This window comes from Stenotrophomonas sp. 05L414_2, assembly GCF_056397905.1.
In genome coordinates this window covers 1-15,399 of record NZ_JBFTOJ010000098.1, presented here as the reverse complement: position 1 = coordinate 15,399, position 15,399 = coordinate 1, and the positions used below count along the sequence as shown (strand labels likewise).

Annotated in this window: 13 protein-coding genes; 10 read left to right on the top strand and 3 right to left on the bottom strand. The window is 67.1% G+C overall.

Going from position 1 to position 15,399, the window contains the following annotated elements; translation table 11 throughout:
* Window positions 1-71 precede the first annotated feature (71 nt).
* The gene (ggt, locus tag AC1DJN_RS14130; protein ID WP_442252294.1) at window positions 72-1,733 is read right to left on the bottom strand and encodes a gamma-glutamyltransferase; all 1,662 of its coding nucleotides are present in this window, start codon (window positions 1,731-1,733) and stop codon (window positions 72-74) included.
* A gap of 800 nt (window positions 1,734-2,533) precedes the next feature.
* Here ggt and ilvC point away from each other — a divergent pair.
* From ilvC to leuB, 9 genes are all read left to right on the top strand, one after another.
* A complete protein-coding gene (gene ilvC, locus AC1DJN_RS14125) occupies window positions 2,534-3,508 on the top strand; it encodes a ketol-acid reductoisomerase (RefSeq protein WP_442252293.1) in 975 nt (324 codons plus the stop codon).
* Window positions 3,509-3,545: 37 nt separating this feature from the next.
* The gene (gene ilvG / locus AC1DJN_RS14120) at window positions 3,546-5,282 is read left to right on the top strand and encodes an acetolactate synthase 2 catalytic subunit (RefSeq protein ID WP_478039346.1); all 1,737 of its coding nucleotides are present in this window, start codon (window positions 3,546-3,548) and stop codon (window positions 5,280-5,282) included.
* Window positions 5,266-5,517 (top strand): ACT domain-containing protein, encoded by a 252-nt coding sequence (locus AC1DJN_RS14115; protein ID WP_025874150.1) that lies wholly within the window; start codon window positions 5,266-5,268, stop codon window positions 5,515-5,517. Before ilvG ends, AC1DJN_RS14115 begins: the two co-directional genes overlap by 17 nt.
* 96 nt (window positions 5,518-5,613) lie before the next feature.
* Complete coding sequence (locus AC1DJN_RS14110; RefSeq protein ID WP_025874149.1) at window positions 5,614-6,705, top strand: threonine dehydratase; 1,092 nt, start codon at window positions 5,614-5,616, stop codon at window positions 6,703-6,705.
* Window positions 6,702-8,288 (top strand): 2-isopropylmalate synthase, encoded by a 1,587-nt coding sequence (locus tag AC1DJN_RS14105; RefSeq protein WP_025874148.1) that lies wholly within the window; start codon window positions 6,702-6,704, stop codon window positions 8,286-8,288. The genes AC1DJN_RS14110 and AC1DJN_RS14105 overlap by 4 nt, the downstream gene beginning before the upstream one ends.
* 10 nt (window positions 8,289-8,298) lie before the next feature.
* Window positions 8,299-9,078 (top strand): class I SAM-dependent methyltransferase, encoded by a 780-nt coding sequence (locus AC1DJN_RS14100; protein ID WP_033831963.1) that lies wholly within the window; start codon window positions 8,299-8,301, stop codon window positions 9,076-9,078.
* 59 nt (window positions 9,079-9,137) lie between these two features.
* The gene (gene leuC / locus AC1DJN_RS14095) at window positions 9,138-10,556 is read left to right on the top strand and encodes a 3-isopropylmalate dehydratase large subunit (protein WP_442252291.1); all 1,419 of its coding nucleotides are present in this window, start codon (window positions 9,138-9,140) and stop codon (window positions 10,554-10,556) included.
* A complete protein-coding gene (gene leuD, locus AC1DJN_RS14090) occupies window positions 10,556-11,134 on the top strand; it encodes a 3-isopropylmalate dehydratase small subunit (protein WP_478039345.1) in 579 nt (192 codons plus the stop codon). Before leuC ends, leuD begins: the two co-directional genes overlap by 1 nt.
* Window positions 11,124-12,185: a 3-isopropylmalate dehydrogenase gene (gene leuB / locus AC1DJN_RS14085; protein ID WP_442252290.1), complete on the top strand. Its 1,062-nt coding sequence runs from the start codon at window positions 11,124-11,126 to the stop codon at window positions 12,183-12,185. The genes leuD and leuB overlap by 11 nt, the downstream gene beginning before the upstream one ends.
* Window positions 12,186-12,247: 62 nt before the next feature.
* On the opposite strand, the gene AC1DJN_RS14080 is transcribed toward leuB, so the two are convergent.
* Window positions 12,248-13,321, bottom strand: a complete 1,074-nt coding sequence (locus AC1DJN_RS14080) for a hypothetical protein (RefSeq protein ID WP_478039344.1) — start codon at window positions 13,319-13,321, stop codon at window positions 12,248-12,250.
* A gap of 100 nt (window positions 13,322-13,421) precedes the next feature.
* Window positions 13,422-14,195: an SDR family oxidoreductase gene (locus tag AC1DJN_RS14075; RefSeq protein ID WP_033831966.1), complete on the bottom strand. Its 774-nt coding sequence runs from the start codon at window positions 14,193-14,195 to the stop codon at window positions 13,422-13,424.
* A 116-nt stretch (window positions 14,196-14,311) separates the two neighbouring features.
* Between AC1DJN_RS14075 and AC1DJN_RS14070 the strand changes: the two genes are divergently transcribed.
* Window positions 14,312-15,220 (top strand): LysR family transcriptional regulator, encoded by a 909-nt coding sequence (locus AC1DJN_RS14070; protein ID WP_025874141.1) that lies wholly within the window; start codon window positions 14,312-14,314, stop codon window positions 15,218-15,220.
* Window positions 15,221-15,399 lie beyond the last annotated feature (179 nt).

The following is a 15,399-nucleotide window of genomic DNA, read 5'->3' as shown; positions in this document are numbered from 1 at the left end:
CACCCGGCCCAGCAAGCGATCCCGCTTCTGAACCCTCCGCAGAGGGGGCTCAGCCCGTTGGCCGGGAAACCTCAGTAGCCCGCCGCCTGCCCATCCTTGCGGCTCTCCGACGCGCCGTAGTACACGCCGGTTTCCGGATCACGCAGGATCGCCTGGTAACCGCCATACGGACCATCGGCGAACACCACCCGGTGCCCCTTGCGCATCAGCGCCCGCACCGTCTCGTACGGGAACCCGGTTTCCAGATTGACCTCGCCACCATCAGTCATGGCCGTCGCCTGCCCGGTCGGTTCGGTCGATCCCTCATGCTGGATGCGGGGGGCATCACCGGCCTCCTGCAGGTTCATGCCGAAGTCCACCAGGTTCATCACGATCTGTGCGTGCCCCTGCGGCTGCATCGCACCGCCCATCACGCCGAAACTTGCATAAGGCTTGCCGCCCTTGGTGATGAAGGCCGGAATGATGGTCTGGAAGGGACGCTTGCCTGGTGCGTAACCGTTGGGATGGTTCTTCTGCAGCACGAACATCTCGCCGCGATCCTGCAGGATGAAGCCCAGCCCCGGCGGGGCCATGCCGCTGCCCATGCCGCGGTAGTTGGACTGGATCAGTGACACCATCATGCCGTCGGCATCGGCCACGGTCATGTAGATCGTGTCGCCCTCTTCCAGCTGCTTGGGCGTGCCCGGCTGCACTTCCTTCAGCGCCTTGTCCATCGAAATCAGCGCGCGACGCTGCGCTGCGTACTCCTTGGAAATCAGCTTCTGTACCGGCGCGGGCTGGAAGGCCATGTCGGCGTAGAAGCGCGCACGGTCGGCGAAGGCCAGCTTCTTGGCTTCCACGAACAGATGCACGTGCTCGGGTGAGCCGAACGGAATCTTCGAGAAGTCGTAGCCTTCCAGTACGTTGAGGATCTGCAGCGCGGCGATGCCCTGGCTGTTGGGCGGCAGCTCCCACACGTCGTAGCCGCGGTAGTTGCTGCTGACCGGCTCGACCCACTCGCCATGATGGTCGGCCATGTCCTGGTAGCTCAGATAGCCGCCGTTCTTCTTGAAGTAATCGCCGATGGTGTGGGCGATGTCGCCCTTGTAGAAGGCATCACGGCCGCCGTCGGCGATCTTCTGCAGGGTGTCGGCAAGGTTGGGGTTCTTCCACATCTCGCCCTTGCGCGGCGCGTGGCCATCGATCGTGAACTGTTCCTTGAAACCCGGATACTGCGACAGCTTCGGCACCGAGCGATCCCAGTAATAGGCAATCACTTCGGCAACGGGATGACCGTCGCGCGCGTAGCGGATGGCCGGGGCCAGGTTGTCGGCCATCGGCTTGCGGCCGAAGCGCTCGTGCAGCGCGAACCAGCCATCAACCACGCCCGGCACCGATACCGGCAGCGGGCCGGTCGCGGGGATCTCCTTCAGGCCACGGCGCTGGAACTCGGCCAGGGTGAGTGACTTCGGCGAACGGCCCGAGCCGTTGTAGCCGTAGAGCTTCTGCGTCTTCGGGTCCCACACGATGGCGAACAGGTCGCCGCCGACGCCATTGCCAGTCGGCTCCATCAACCCCAGCGCTGCGTTGGCCGCAATGGCGGCATCGACGGCTGAGCCACCGGCCTTCATCACGTCCAGCGCGATCTGGGTAGCCAGCGGCTGCGAGGTGGCGGCCATCGCATGCGGGGCGATCACCTCCGAACGGGTGGCGAAGGTGTGGCCGGTAATGCGGTCGGCGGCCTGGGACAGCATGGGCACGGCAGCCAGCACGGCAGCTGCCAGCAGGGAACGGGCAAGACGTCGGGACACGGTCAGGTTCCGAGGGAAGGGGTGGTGACCGGATCTTCGCCGCTACCGCGACCGGGGGCCATCGGGCATAGGTCATGGGGCGCCTCATGGAGCCACGGGCGCCATTGCCACGAACGCATCGCAATGCGCGCGGAACCTCCCGCGGCACACCGGGCGCTGCACGACCCGGCGAGCGCAGCTGGTATCGCCGGAATCCGCGCAAAAAACCCGTTGAAAAGAGTGAATTCGGGTTCACCGAAACACTTTCAGCAGCAACCATCCTTGTGCCACAAGCGATTGCACTGCATGCAGCGGAAACTGACGGAAATAGTGCTGCGAGGGTTGACACAGCGGAAATGGCTGTGGTTTTCTCGATCACATGTTGCATCACAACACACCACCGCGAACCCACATCGAAGCCGCCAATACCGGCGCCGCCTCGCTGCGTTCGATTCTTGTGCTCGTACTTATTACCCAACCAACAGGTGCGGGACGAGCCAGCGTGTAAGCAACAAACACACCGGAACTCTTCAAAAACCCGCACCCGCCCAGGTGCGGGTTTTTTCATTTCAGGACCTGGTTTCAGACGCAACCACCATGACCACCGCCTCCTCCACAACCTGGACCTGCTGCACCACGAACTCTCGTGGTGGCAGTACCTGTGCGATGCGCGGCGCTGCCCTCCCCGCTTTTCCCTGACCGGCCGGTACGTCGCTTCGACTGCCGGCCGTCTTTTTTCTTCCCACCCGCAAGGAACCTCCCCCATGAGCACCAACGAACTGCCCCAGACCAAGATCGCCGTCATCGGCTACGGCAGCCAGGGCCGCGCGCACGCGCTGAACCTGCGTGAATCCGGCTTCGAAGTGGTGGTAGGCCTGCGTCCGGGCGGCCCCACCGAGGTCAAGGCACAGGCCGATGGCTTCACCGTGAAGGCACCGGCCGATGCGGTGAAGGATGCCGACCTGGTCGCGGTGCTGACCCCGGACATGGTGCAGAAGAAGCTGTACGAGGACGTGCTGGCGTCGAACATGAAGCAGGGCGCGGTGCTTCTGTTCGCGCATGGTCTGAACGTGCACTTCGACATGATCAAGCCGCGCGAAGACCTGGACGTCGTGCTGGTCGCACCGAAGGGCCCGGGTGCACTGGTCCGTCGCGAATATGAAATCGGCCGCGGTGTGCCATGCATCTGGGCGGTCTACCAGGACAAGAGCGGCAAGGCCGCCGAGTACGCGCTCGCCTATGCGGCCGGCCTGGGTGGTGCGCGCGCCAACCTGATCCAGACCACCTTCAAGGAAGAAACCGAAACCGATCTGTTCGGCGAGCAGGCAGTGCTGTGCGGCGGCGCTTCGGCACTGGTGCAGGCGGGCTTCGAGACGCTGGTCGAAGCCGGTTACCAGCCGGAAATCGCCTACTACGAAGTGCTGCACGAACTGAAGCTGATCGTCGACCTGTTCTACGAAGGCGGCATCTCGCGGATGCTGGAGTTCATCTCCGAGACCGCGCAGTACGGCGACTACGTCAGCGGCCCGCGGGTGATCGACGCCGGTACCAAGGCGCGCATGAAGGAAGTGCTGAAGGACATCCAGGACGGCACCTTCACCAAGAACTGGGTGGCCGAGTACGAAGCGGGCCTGCCGAACTACAACAAGTTCAAGCAGGCCGACCTGGAGCACCCGATCGAGAAGGTAGGCAAGGAACTGCGCGCCAAGATGGTCTGGTTGCAAGGTCAAGCCGCGTAACAACGCGGCACCCCCACCCGCTCTGCAAGGTTCCCCCATGAACTCTCCCACACACCGCAGCGCGCCGCCCAACGGCGCGCGCTGGCTGACCCAGGCGCTGGAGGCCGAGGGTGTCCGTACGCTGTTCGGCTATCCGGGCGGCACCATCATGCCGTTCTACGACGCGCTGGTGGATTCGTCGCTGAAGCACATCCTGGTGCGCCATGAGCAGGGCGCGGCACTGGCCGCCAACGGCTTTGCGCGCGCCAGTGGCCAGGTCGGCGTCTGCGTGGCGACCTCCGGGCCGGGCGCGTCGAACCTGGTCACCGGCATCGCCGATGCGATGCTCGATTCGGTGCCGATGGTCTGCATCACCGGCCAGGTCGCCACGCCGCTGCTGGGCACCGATGCGTTCCAGGAACTGGACGTGTTCGGCCTGACGATGCCGATCGTCAAGCACAGCTGGCTGGTGCGCAGCGTCGATGACCTGCCGCGCGTGGTGGCCGATGCTTTCCGCATCGCCCGCGAAGGCCGTCCCGGCCCGGTGCTGATCGATCTGCCCAAAGACGTGCAGCTGGCCGATGCCAGCCACCTGCCGGCGCATGTGCCGGCCAATGTGGAACCGCCGCCGGCCCCCGCCGACGCGGCCATCGCCGAGGCCATCGCGGCTCTGGCGGCGGCCGAGAAGCCGGTGGTCTACGCCGGTGGTGGCATCGCCCTGGGCGATGCCGTGCAGGACCTGCGCGAATTCGTCGAAGCCAGCGCCATCCCCACCGTGATGACCCTGCGTGGGCTGGGCGCGCTGCCTCCCCAGCACCCGCAGTCGCTGGGCATGCTGGGCATGCACGGCACCCGCGCGGCGAACATGGCCGTGCAGGAAAGCGATCTGCTGCTGGTGCTGGGTGCGCGCTTCGATGATCGGGCGACCGGCAAGCTGGCCGAGTTCGCACCGTTTGCCCGCGTGGTGCACATCGATGCCGATGCGTACGAGATCTCCAAGCTGCGCAGCGCCGATGTCGCCGTGCCCGGCAACGTCGGCCACGCCATCCGCGCCCTGCGTGCGGCCTTCCCCTCCCCCAAGGCCCATCAGGACGCATGGCGCAAGCGCTGCGCCCAGCATCGCGATCGCTTCGCCGCGCGCTACGACGCACCCGGCCAGCACATCTACGCCCCGGCGCTGCTGAAGCGCCTGAGCGAACTGGCGCCGGCCGATACGGTGGTCGCCTGCGACGTCGGCCAGCACCAGATGTGGGTTGCGCAGCACTGCCGCTTCACTCATCCGCGCAACCACCTGACCAGCGGTGCACTGGGCACGATGGGCTTCGGCCTGCCGGCGGCGATGGGTGCGCAGTTCGCCTGCCCCGAGCGCACGGTGGTGCTGGTCTCCGGCGATGGCAGCTTCATGATGAACGTGCAGGAGCTGRCGACCATCGCCCGCTGCCGCCTGCCGGTGAAGATCATCCTGCTGGACAACAGTTCGCTGGGCATGGTGCGGCAGTGGCAGGAACTGTTCTTTGCCGAGCGTTACAGCGAGATCGACCTGTCCGACAACCCGGACTTCGTCGCCTTGGCCAAGGTGTTCGGCATCGCGGCCACGCGCATCGACGCACGTGATGACGTCGAAGGTGGCCTGGCCGCGCTGCTGGCCGAACCCGGCCCGGCCCTGCTGCACGTGGCCATCGATGCACGCGCGAACGTGTGGCCGCTGGTACCGCCCAATACCGCCAACAGCACCATGCTGGAAAGCAACCCTGCACATGCACGCCAGGAGATCCCCAATGCAATACCGGCTTGACCTGGTGCTGCAACCGGCCGAGGGCGCGCTGCTGCGCGTGATCGGCATGGCCGAACGCCGCGGTTTCGCGCCGCGCGCGATCACCGGTGCGCCGGTGGCCGCCGATGATGGCCGTTGGCACCTGCAACTGGTGGTGGACAGCCAGCGCCCGCCGGAAACGCTGTGCCGGCAGATGGAAAAGATCTACGACTGCGTTTCGGTGCAGATGACCGCACTGGAAGGAGCATCCGCATGAACGCCCGTACCGTTTGCAACACGGTGCCGGTACGGAGGCGTCTTCTTCGCCGCCCGTGCCCGCATGCGGTGGTCGGCAACACCCTGCTGGTGGTCCATGCCGGCCGCTGACGCCAGCAAGGAAAGCGATGTCGGCGATGTAACCGTTGCCGACGTACTGGCTGCGCAGGCCCGCCTGCGCCGCTTCCTGCCGCCCACGCCGCTGCATCATGCCGAGCGCTTCGGCACTTGGCTGAAGCTGGAAAACCTGCAGCGCACCGGCTCGTACAAGGTGCGCGGCGCGCTGAATGCCCTGCTGGCCGCCCGCGAACGTGGCGATACCCGGCCGGTGATCTGCGCCTCGGCCGGCAACCACGCCCAGGGCGTGGCCTGGGCCGCCTATCGCCTGGATGTGCCAGCCATCACCGTGATGCCGCATGGCGCACCGGCCACCAAGATCGCTGGCGTCGCCCATTGGGGTGCAACGGTGCGCCAGCACGGCAACAGCTATGACGAGGCCTATGCGTTCGCCGTCGAACTGGCGCAGCGCCACGGCTACCGCTTCCTGTCCGCCTTCGACGATGCCGATGTCATCGCCGGCCAGGGCACCGTAGGCATCGAGCTGGCCGCACACGCGCCGGACGTGGTGATCGTACCGATCGGCGGTGGCGGCCTGGCATCCGGCGTCGCCCTGGCGCTGAAGTCACAGGGCGTGCGCATCGTCGGCGCGCAGGTCGAGGGGGTCGATTCGATGGCCCGCGCGATCCGCGGCGACGTGCGCGAGATCAATCCTGTGCCGTCGCTGGCCGATGGCGTGCGGGTGAAGATCCCCGGTTTCCTGACCCGTCGCCTGTGTACCTCGCTGCTGGACGATGTGGTGATCGTGCGCGAAGCCGAGCTGCGCGAGACCCTGGTGCGGCTGGCACTGGAAGAACACATCATCGCCGAAGGCGCCGGTGCGCTGGCACTGGCCGCCGGCCGTCGCGTCGCCGGGCGCCGCAAGTGCGCGGTCGTCTCCGGCGGCAACATCGACGCCGGCGTGCTCGCCGGCCTGCTCACCGACATCCGCCCACGCCCGCCACGCAAGCCGCGCCGGCGCCGGGCAGAAACCCCGCGCTCGCCCGGCAAGGCGACCGCCACCGCTTTTCCCACGCCTTCCCCTTCCCCCCTGCAAGCCGTCGCACCCGCTGTCGAGGAGATTTCCCTGTGACCACCATCGAACGAATTACCACCCCGCGCATCCGCATCTTCGACACCACCCTGCGTGACGGCGAGCAGTCCCCCGGCTGCAGCATGAGCCCGCCGCAGAAGCTGGTGATGGCGCGTGCGCTGGACGAACTGGGCGTGGACATCATCGAGACCGGCTTCCCGGCCAGCTCGCAGTCCGACCGCGAAGCGATGGCCCTGATCGGCCGCGAACTGCGCCGCCCGAGCCTGAGCCTGGCGGTGCTGTCGCGCTGCCTGCAGGCCGACATCGAAACCTCGGCGCGTGCGCTGGAAGCCGCTGCCAACCCGCGCCTGCATGTGTTCCTGTCGACCAGCCCGCTGCACCGTGAGCACAAGCTGCGGATGACCCGCGAGCAGGTACTGGAATCGGTACGCAGGCACGTAGCGCTGGCCCGCTCCTACATCGATGACGTGGAGTTCTCCGCCGAGGATGCCACCCGCACCGAACTGGACTACCTGATCGAGGTCTCGCGCGTGGCGATCGCTGCCGGCGCCACCACCATCAACCTGCCCGACACCGTCGGCTTCACCACGCCGGAAGAGATCCGCACGATGTTCCAGCAGGTCATCGCTGGCGTCGCCGATGTGCCGAACGCAGCCAACGTGATCTTCAGCGCCCACTGCCACAACGACCTGGGCCTGGCCGTGGCCAACTCGCTGGCCGCCATCGAAGGCGGCGCGCGCCAGGTCGAATGCACCGTCAAYGGCATCGGTGAGCGCGCCGGCAACTGCTCGCTGGAGGAGATCGCGATGGTGCTGAAGGTGCGCCAGGCTTTCTACGAGCAGGACACCGCCATCGACACCCCGCGCATCGTCGGCACCTCGCAGCTGCTGCAGCGCCTGGTCGGCATGCCGGTACAGCGCAACAAGGCCATCGTGGGTGCCAATGCCTTCGCCCATGAGTCGGGCATCCATCAGCACGGCATGCTGCGCCACCGCGGCACCTACGAAATCATGCGTCCGGAAGACGTGGGCTGGGAAGATTCGCAGATGGTGCTGGGCCGCCACAGTGGCCGCGCTGCCGTCGAAGCACGCCTGCGCGCACTGGGCTTCTGGCTGGAAGAAGACGAGCTGAAGCTGGTGTTCGAGCAGTTCAAGGGACTGTGCGAGCAGCAGCGTGTTGTCACCGATGCCGACCTGCAGACGCTGATGCAGGGCGGCTCCAATGCGCAGGGCTACCGTCTGGCTTCGATGACCATCAGCGATGTCGGCAGCCGCGCCAACGCGCTGGTCGAACTGTCCGACCCGGACGGCAACCGCGTGGCCGAGACCGCGCAGGGCGACGGCCCGGTCGATGCGCTGTTCGGCGCATTGTCGGCTGCCACCGGCGTGCAGCTGATGCTGGACAGCTACCACGTGCACAGCGTCGGTATCGGCGCCGACGCGCGTGGCGAAGCCAACCTGAGCGTGCGCCACGAGGGCGTGGAGTACGACGGCACCGGTACCAGCAAGGACATCATCGAAGCGTCCGCGCTGGCCTGGCTGGACGTGGCCAACCGCCTGCTGCGCCAGCGCCAGGCCAACGCCGGCATCAGTACTGAATCACCTGCCACCGCCACCGCCTGAGGAATGTGAGATGAGCGCCTTCGACACCGCAACCACCGCCAGCAGCGCTGGCCAGCAGTGGAATGCCCAGGACTATGCGATCGATGCCGGCTTCGTGCCGACCCTCGGTGGCGCCGTTGCGCGCCTGCTCGATGCGCGTGCCGGTGAGCGCATTCTCGACCTGGGTTGTGGCGATGGCGTGCTCACCACCGAACTGGCCCTCAGCGGCGCACATATGCAGGGCGTCGATGCCTCGCCGGAAATGGTGATCGCCGCGCGTGCGCGGGGCGTCGATGCGCAGGTGATGGACGGCCACGCCCTGGCCTTCGACGGTGCGTTCGATGCGGTGTTCAGCAACGCCGCCCTGCAYTGGATGCCCGACCCGGATCGCGTGCTGGAGGGTGTGCGCCGCGCCCTGCGCCCCGGCGGGCGCTTCGTCGCCGAGTTCGGCGGCCATGGCAACGTGGCCACGATCACTGCCGCCGTGCAGGCTGCGCGCGTCGCCCATGGCCATGGTGCCAGCGCATTCCAGTGGTACTTCCCCACCGCCGATGCCTACGCAGACCGCCTGCGCCAGCATGGCTTCCAGGTGCAGCTGATCGAATGCCTGCCGCGACCGACCGCGCTGCCGACCGGCGTTGCCGGCTGGCTGCGGGTATTCGCCGCTCCACTGCTGGACGACCTGCCGGCCGAGGCGCGCGCCACGGTGCGCGATGCCGCCACGGCCCTGCTGGCCGACCTGCCGCGCAATGCCGCCGGCCAGCCGCTGGCCGACTACGTGCGCCTGCGCGTGCTCGCGCGGCGCCGCTGACCTGCTCCTGTTACTTTCTCTTCGATGCCCGTTACTCCGTACTCCTGCCAGGCAAACGCATGACTTCCGCACCCCGCACCCTGTACGACAAACTGTGGGACGCCCACGTGGTGGTTCCAGAAACCGACAGCGCGCCCGCCGTGCTGTATATCGACCTGCACCTGATCCATGAAGTGACCTCGCCGCAGGCCTTCACCGAGCTGCGCGAGCGTGGCCTGAAGCCGCGCCGTCCGGATCGGACCAAGGCCACGATGGACCATTCAACGCCGACCCTGCCGGCCGCTGCCGACGGTACGCTGCCCTACGCCAGTGCCGCCTCCGAAGCACAGGTCGCGATGCTGGCGCGCAACTGCGCCGAGCACGGCATCGAACTGTTCGACATGGCCTCGGACAACCGCGGCATCGTCCACGTGATCGCACCGGAACAGGGCTTCACCCAGCCGGGCATGACCATCGTCTGCGGCGACAGCCACACCTCCACCCACGGCGCATTCGGGTCGCTGGCCTTCGGCATCGGCACCAGCGAAGTCGGCCATGTGCTGGCCACGCAGTGCCTGCTGCAGCGCAAGGCGAAGACGCTGGCGATCACCGTCGATGGCAAGATCGCGCCGGGTATCGGCGCCAAGGACGTGGTCCTGCACATCATCGGCGTGATCGGCGTCAATGGCGGCACCGGGCACGTGATCGAGTTCCGCGGCAGCACCATCGAAGCGATGGACATGGAACAGCGCATGACCCTGTGCAACATGTCGATCGAAGCCGGTGCACGCGCCGGCATGGTCGCGCCCGACCAGGTGACATTCGACTTCGTCGCCAATACGCCGCGTGGCCCCAAGGGCGCCGACTTCGACGCTGCCGTTGCCCGCTGGACGCAGCTGCGCAGCGATGAAGGCGCGCGCTTCGACAGCGAGGTGCACATCGATGCCGTCGATATCCGCCCGACCCTGACCTGGGGCACCCACCCCGGCACCGCCATCGCGGTGGATGCGCCGATCCCGGCGGCCAACGATGCCGCCGCGCAGAAGGGCCTGGATTACATGCACTTCCAGGCGGGACAGACGCTGGCCGGCACGCCCGTGGACGTGGTGTTCGTCGGCTCCTGCACCAATGGCCGGCTGAGCGACATGCGCGAAGTGGCACAGGTGCTGCGTGGCCGTCGCATCGCCGAGCGCGTGCGCATGCTGGTGGTGCCTGGTTCTGAAATCGTCAAGCGCCAGGCCGAGGCCGAAGGCATCCATGAGATCGTGCGCGCGGCCGGTGCCGAATGGCGCGAGCCGGGCTGTTCGATGTGCATCGCCATGAATGGCGACCTGGTCGCCCCCGGCCAACTGGCGGTCAGCACCAGCAACCGCAACTTCGAAGGCCGCCAGGGCCCGGGCTCGCGCACGCTGCTGGCCTCGCCGATGAGTGCTGCCTGGGCCGCGGTGCAGGGCCACGTCGCCGATGCCCGTGAGCTGTTCGCCCAGGAGGTGGCCTGATGAGCGGCTTCCGCACCCTGAGCTCGGCCAGCGTGGTGCTGCGCCAGACCAACATCGACACCGACCAGATCATTCCGGCGCGGTTCCTGTCCACCACCGAACGTGCTGGCCTGGGCCRCAATGCGTTCAACGACTGGCGCTGGCAGGCCGATGGCTCGCCCGTGGCGGACTTCGCCTTCAACCAACCGCACAATGCCGGCCGCAGCATCCTGCTGGCCGGGCGCAACTTCGGCTGCGGCTCATCGCGCGAACATGCGCCGTGGGCACTGACCGATCTCGGCCTGCGTGCCATCGTCAGCAGCGAGATCGCCGACATCTTCCGCGGCAATTCGCTGAAGAACGGCCTGCTGCCGATCGTACTGGACGAGGCCGACGTGCAGCTGCTGATGCAGCGCCCTGACGATGAGCTGACCATCGACGTTGCGGCGCGCGAGCTGCGCACGCCCGATGGCCGCGTCTACTCCTTCCCGTTGGACGGCTTCTCGCAGACCTGCCTGCTGGAAGGCGTCGATCAACTGGGCTATCTGTTGGGCCGTGTCCCTGAAATCGAACGTTACGAGAGTGAGCATGCACGCTGAAATTGTTGTCCTGCCCGGTGATGGCATCGGCCCGGAAGTGGCCGCCGCCGCGGTCGCCGTTCTGAACGCCGTCGCCAAGCGCTTCAACCACACCTTCACCTTCAGCGAGCACGACATCGGTGGCATCGCCATCGACCGCCACGGCGAACCGCTGCCGGCGTCGACCCTGGCCGCGTGCCAAGCCGCCAACGCTGTGCTGCTGGGCGCCGTGGGCGGGCCGAAGTGGTCCGACCCGAACGCCAAGGTCCGCCCGGAACAGGGCCTGCTGGCGATCCGCAAGGCGCTGGGCCTGTATGCCAACCTGCGTCCGGTGCGCACCCATGAAGCAGCACTGCACGCCTCGCCGATCAAGGCCGAGCTGCTGCAGGGCGTGGACTTCGTCGTGGTGCGCGAACTGACCGGTGGCATCTACTTCGGCGACAAGACCCGCGATGCCGACAGCGCAAGCGATCTGTGCCGCTACACCGTGGCCGAGATCGAGCGTGTGCTGCGCAGTTCCTTCCGGTTGGCGCAGCAGCGTCGCGGCAAGGTCACYTCGGTGGACAAGGCCAACGTGCTGGAAACCTCACGCCTGTGGCGAGACGTGGCCGCGCGCATCGGCCGCGAGGAATTCCCGGACGTGGCGCTGGAACACCAGCTGGTCGATTCCATGGCGATGCATCTGCTGGCCAAGCCACGCGAGTACGACGTGATCGTGACCGAGAACATGTTCGGCGACATCCTCACCGATGAGGCCTCGATGCTGGCCGGTTCGCTGGGCCTGCTGCCATCGGCATCGCTGGGCGAGCCGGGTGCGGTGGGTATCTACGAGCCGATCCACGGCTCGGCACCGGACATCGCCGGCAAGGGCATCGCCAACCCGTACGCGACGATCTTCAGCGCGGCAATGCTGCTGCGCCATTCGCTGGGGCTGGAAGACGAAGCAGCAGCGGTGGAAGCGGCGGTGCACGCGGTGCTGGACGATGGCGTGTTCACCGCAGACCTGGCCGCCAAGGGCCACGCGGTGAGCACGGCGACGGCCACCGACGCGGTGCTGGCCAAACTGGGATGAATGATCGGGGTACCGGACGGCGTCCGGTACCCGTTCTCTCTGCGCATCCCGCACTGACTCACTCAGTGCGGGATGTTCGCGCTCTGCGGATCGCTCGCGGCCGCGCGCATCTGCGAGCTGCTGCATCCGGTCAGGACAGTGCCGTCGTCAGCTCTGGCCACCACGCGTTCATGGATTCGGATGCTGCCTGAAGGCAAGCCGCTGCGCGACGCTTCGCGTTGCCAGACCTGCACGCCGGCCTGCTGGTGAGCAGTTGTCAGAACGGCATCGAGCAACACGCTTGCCACGTTGATTCTGCCAAGGTCTGCAGCGAACAGGCCGGCCGGTGCGGCCAGCACCTTGTCGGTGGCGATGCCCTGGATCTGCAGCGGCGTCTGCAGTTCGATCTGGAAGACGGGAAGCACCGTGCCGTTGATCGCATGCGTGGGTGCCGACACTGCGTGCACCTCTGCCGGCCATTCGCCCTGCGGCTGTTCCATCACCTGCTGCAGCAAGCGCCCAACGCGGCGCAGGGCCGCATCGTCGGCACGGCACTCGATGGCCGCAGTGAGGTCATTGGCATCTGCACGCTGCTGCCGATCCAGTGGCAACGTTCCCTGCGTGCTGGCAGATTGGGCAGTACATCCCGACCGATAGCCGTCGCCATCGCTGCTCACCATGATCGACGGGGCCGACGTGTTGCCATCAACCGATCGTGCGGACCACACCCGGAAAGGTTCACGCAGCGTGCTCGACTGCAGCTGCAGGCCATGGCGCGCAACGATGCGATCACGCGCTGCAGCATCGATGGCAATGGACAACCCCTGCGCGTCTGCGAATACGCGCTGGGTCCGGACGCCCTGCGCGGTCAACGGCACCGGCATATCGATGACCGTCACCGAAGCAGCGTCGGCGTCTCCGGCCTGCTCGAAATGCCAGTCACGCAGATGCAACGGGCGACCGGCCGGATCGCCGTAACGTGCCGCCCGCAGGGTGCTGGCGACGGTCTGCCGGGTATCTGCACTGTCACGGCATTCGAGCACGGCAAGCAGGTTCTGCTGGAAGCGCAGGGCCTCGGTCTGCGCCGGCTCTGCATCGGCATGGCCGCAGCAGGCAACCAGCATCAACACGCAAGCGCGGATCGTGCGAGGGAACATGCAGGCTCTCCGGCCCCGGGACAGCCCGCTATTGTGCCCGTGAACGCCCTGAAGCTGTCCACTTGGGGATCTACTGCGCGAACCCAAGTCTCGCATGTCTCTACTTGGTGGTGTAACCGCCATTGACCAGGATGGTCTGCCCGGTCATCCACCAACCGTCGGTCACCAGGAAGCGGATCCACGGCACGATGTCGGCGATATCGGTCAGGCCGGTGCGGGTGAACGCCGACAGCGCCGCGGCGGTCTTGTGGTAGGCCTGCGCATCGGCACTCTCGGCCGGATAGAAGAACGGCGTATCCATCGGCCCGGGGCCGATCGCGGTCACCGAGATCCCACGCTCGCCAAACTCCTTCGATGCCGCGCGGGTGAAGTGTTCCACCGGCGCCTTGGTGCCCGCGTAGCTGGAATAGAACGGCGTGAACGCGCCCAGCAGCGACGTGACCAGCGTGCAGATGCGGCCGCCGTCGTTGACATGGCGCCCTGCCTCCTTGAGGAAGAAAAAGGCCGTCTTCGCATTGACCGCGCTCATCTGGTCGTACTCCGCTTCGCTGATGTCCAGCATCGGCTTCTTCAGCACTTTGCCGACGGTGTTGATGGCGATGTCGGGGCGACCGACGGCGGCGACCGCGTCGGCGAACAGGCGCTCCATCGCAGCGGCCGAGGTCAGATCGGCCTGCAACGCCACGGCCTTGGCACCTGCGGCCTGCACCGCCGCAACGGTCGCCTCGGCGTCGGCCTGGGTGGCGGCGCTGTTGTAGTGGATGACGATGGCCTTGGCGCCCTGTACGGCGAAGTCGCGGGCGATCAGCCCGCCGAGGTTCTTGGCACCGCCGGCGATCAGCACGGTCTTGCCCTGGATACGGTGGTCGGTCATGGCATCGGTCTCGGGAAGAGGCTGCCGGGCTGGCAACCCTGTGCCGACGACGATATCGTGCAGAAATTGCGGATAAAGACCGCAACATTGACTTAACTTTCCAAAGCGGGCGAACAATGGACCGGATCGAGCGTTTCCGCATCTTTGCCCGGGTGGTGGAGTGCACCAGCTTCACCCGCGCCGCCGACCAGCTCGGCCTGCCCCGCTCCACTGTCTCGGCGGCCGTGGCGGAACTCGAGCAGCGCCTGGGCACGCGCCTGCTGCAGCGCTCCACCCGGAGGGTCTCCACCACCCACGATGGCGACACCTTCTACGTGCGCTGCCTGCGCCTGATCGCCGAGGTGGAAGACGCCGAGTCGCTGTTCCGCCAGGACGACGCACAGCCGAGTGGCCTGTTGAAGATCGATGTACCCAGCCGGATCGGCCGCCGCATCATCGCCCCGGCGCTGCCGGACTTCTTCGCACGGCACCCCCAGGTCGAGCTGGACCTGGGCATGACCGATCGCGCGGTGAATCTGATCGAGGACGGCTGCGATGCGGTGCTGAGGGTGGGCCAGCTGGGTGACTCCAGCCTGGTGGCCCGCACGCTGGGCCAGCTGGACTTCGTCAACGTTGCCGCGCCGGCGTACCTGCACGCGCACGGCGTACCGCAGCACCCCACCGACCTGCAGCAGCACCGCGCGGTGAACTATGCGTCGCCGACCACGGCGCGGGTGGAGCCGTGGGAATGGCAGGACGGCGCGCAGCTGCGCACGCTGCCGATGCCCGGCTGGGTGCGGGTGAACAGCGCCGAGGCGTCGATTGCCTGCTGCGTAGCAGGGCTGGGACTGCTGCAGATTCCACGCTACGACGTGCAGGCCGAACTGCAAACCGGTGCGCTGGTGGAGGTGATGCCCCAGTACGCGGCGCAGCCGCTGCCGGTGACCCTGTTGCTGCCGCACCGGCAGCATCGCGCGCAACGTGTGCAGGTGTTCCTGGATTGGCTGGTGCCGCTGCTGCGTGAGCGGCTGCAGTTGCAGGGGTGATCGGCCCGGCGGCTGCCCGGCGCCCGCAGATGCAACTGCAACTGCAAAAGCCAGAGCGGCTCTGGGTTGTTGCTGGGTTGGCGGGGAGGGGGCAGCTGGCGGGACACGCCGCTAGTACGTCCCTGTAGGCTCGGCCACGGCATCCATGCCGTGGACGGTCCCGCCATCGTCCCGCCATC

What these genes read in the sequence shown, in the direction of transcription:
- ggt (WP_442252294.1), bottom strand. Translation starts at nt 1,733, where the DNA reads ATGCTGTCCCAGGCCGCCGACCGCATTACCGGCCACACCTTCGCCACC.
- ilvC (WP_442252293.1), top strand. Translation starts at nt 2,534, where the DNA reads ATGAGCACCAACGAACTGCCCCAGACCAAGATCGCCGTCATCGGCTAC.
- AC1DJN_RS14115 (WP_025874150.1), top strand. Translation starts at nt 5,266, where the DNA reads ATGCAATACCGGCTTGACCTGGTGCTGCAACCGGCCGAGGGCGCGCTG.
- AC1DJN_RS14110 (WP_025874149.1), top strand. Translation starts at nt 5,614, where the DNA reads ATGCCGGCCGCTGACGCCAGCAAGGAAAGCGATGTCGGCGATGTAACC.
- leuC (WP_442252291.1), top strand. Translation starts at nt 9,138, where the DNA reads ATGACTTCCGCACCCCGCACCCTGTACGACAAACTGTGGGACGCCCAC.
- AC1DJN_RS14080 (WP_478039344.1), bottom strand. Translation starts at nt 13,321, where the DNA reads ATGTTCCCTCGCACGATCCGCGCTTGCGTGTTGATGCTGGTTGCCTGC.
- AC1DJN_RS14075 (WP_033831966.1), bottom strand. Translation starts at nt 14,195, where the DNA reads ATGACCGACCACCGTATCCAGGGCAAGACCGTGCTGATCGCCGGCGGT.
- AC1DJN_RS14070 (WP_025874141.1), top strand. Translation starts at nt 14,312, where the DNA reads ATGGACCGGATCGAGCGTTTCCGCATCTTTGCCCGGGTGGTGGAGTGC.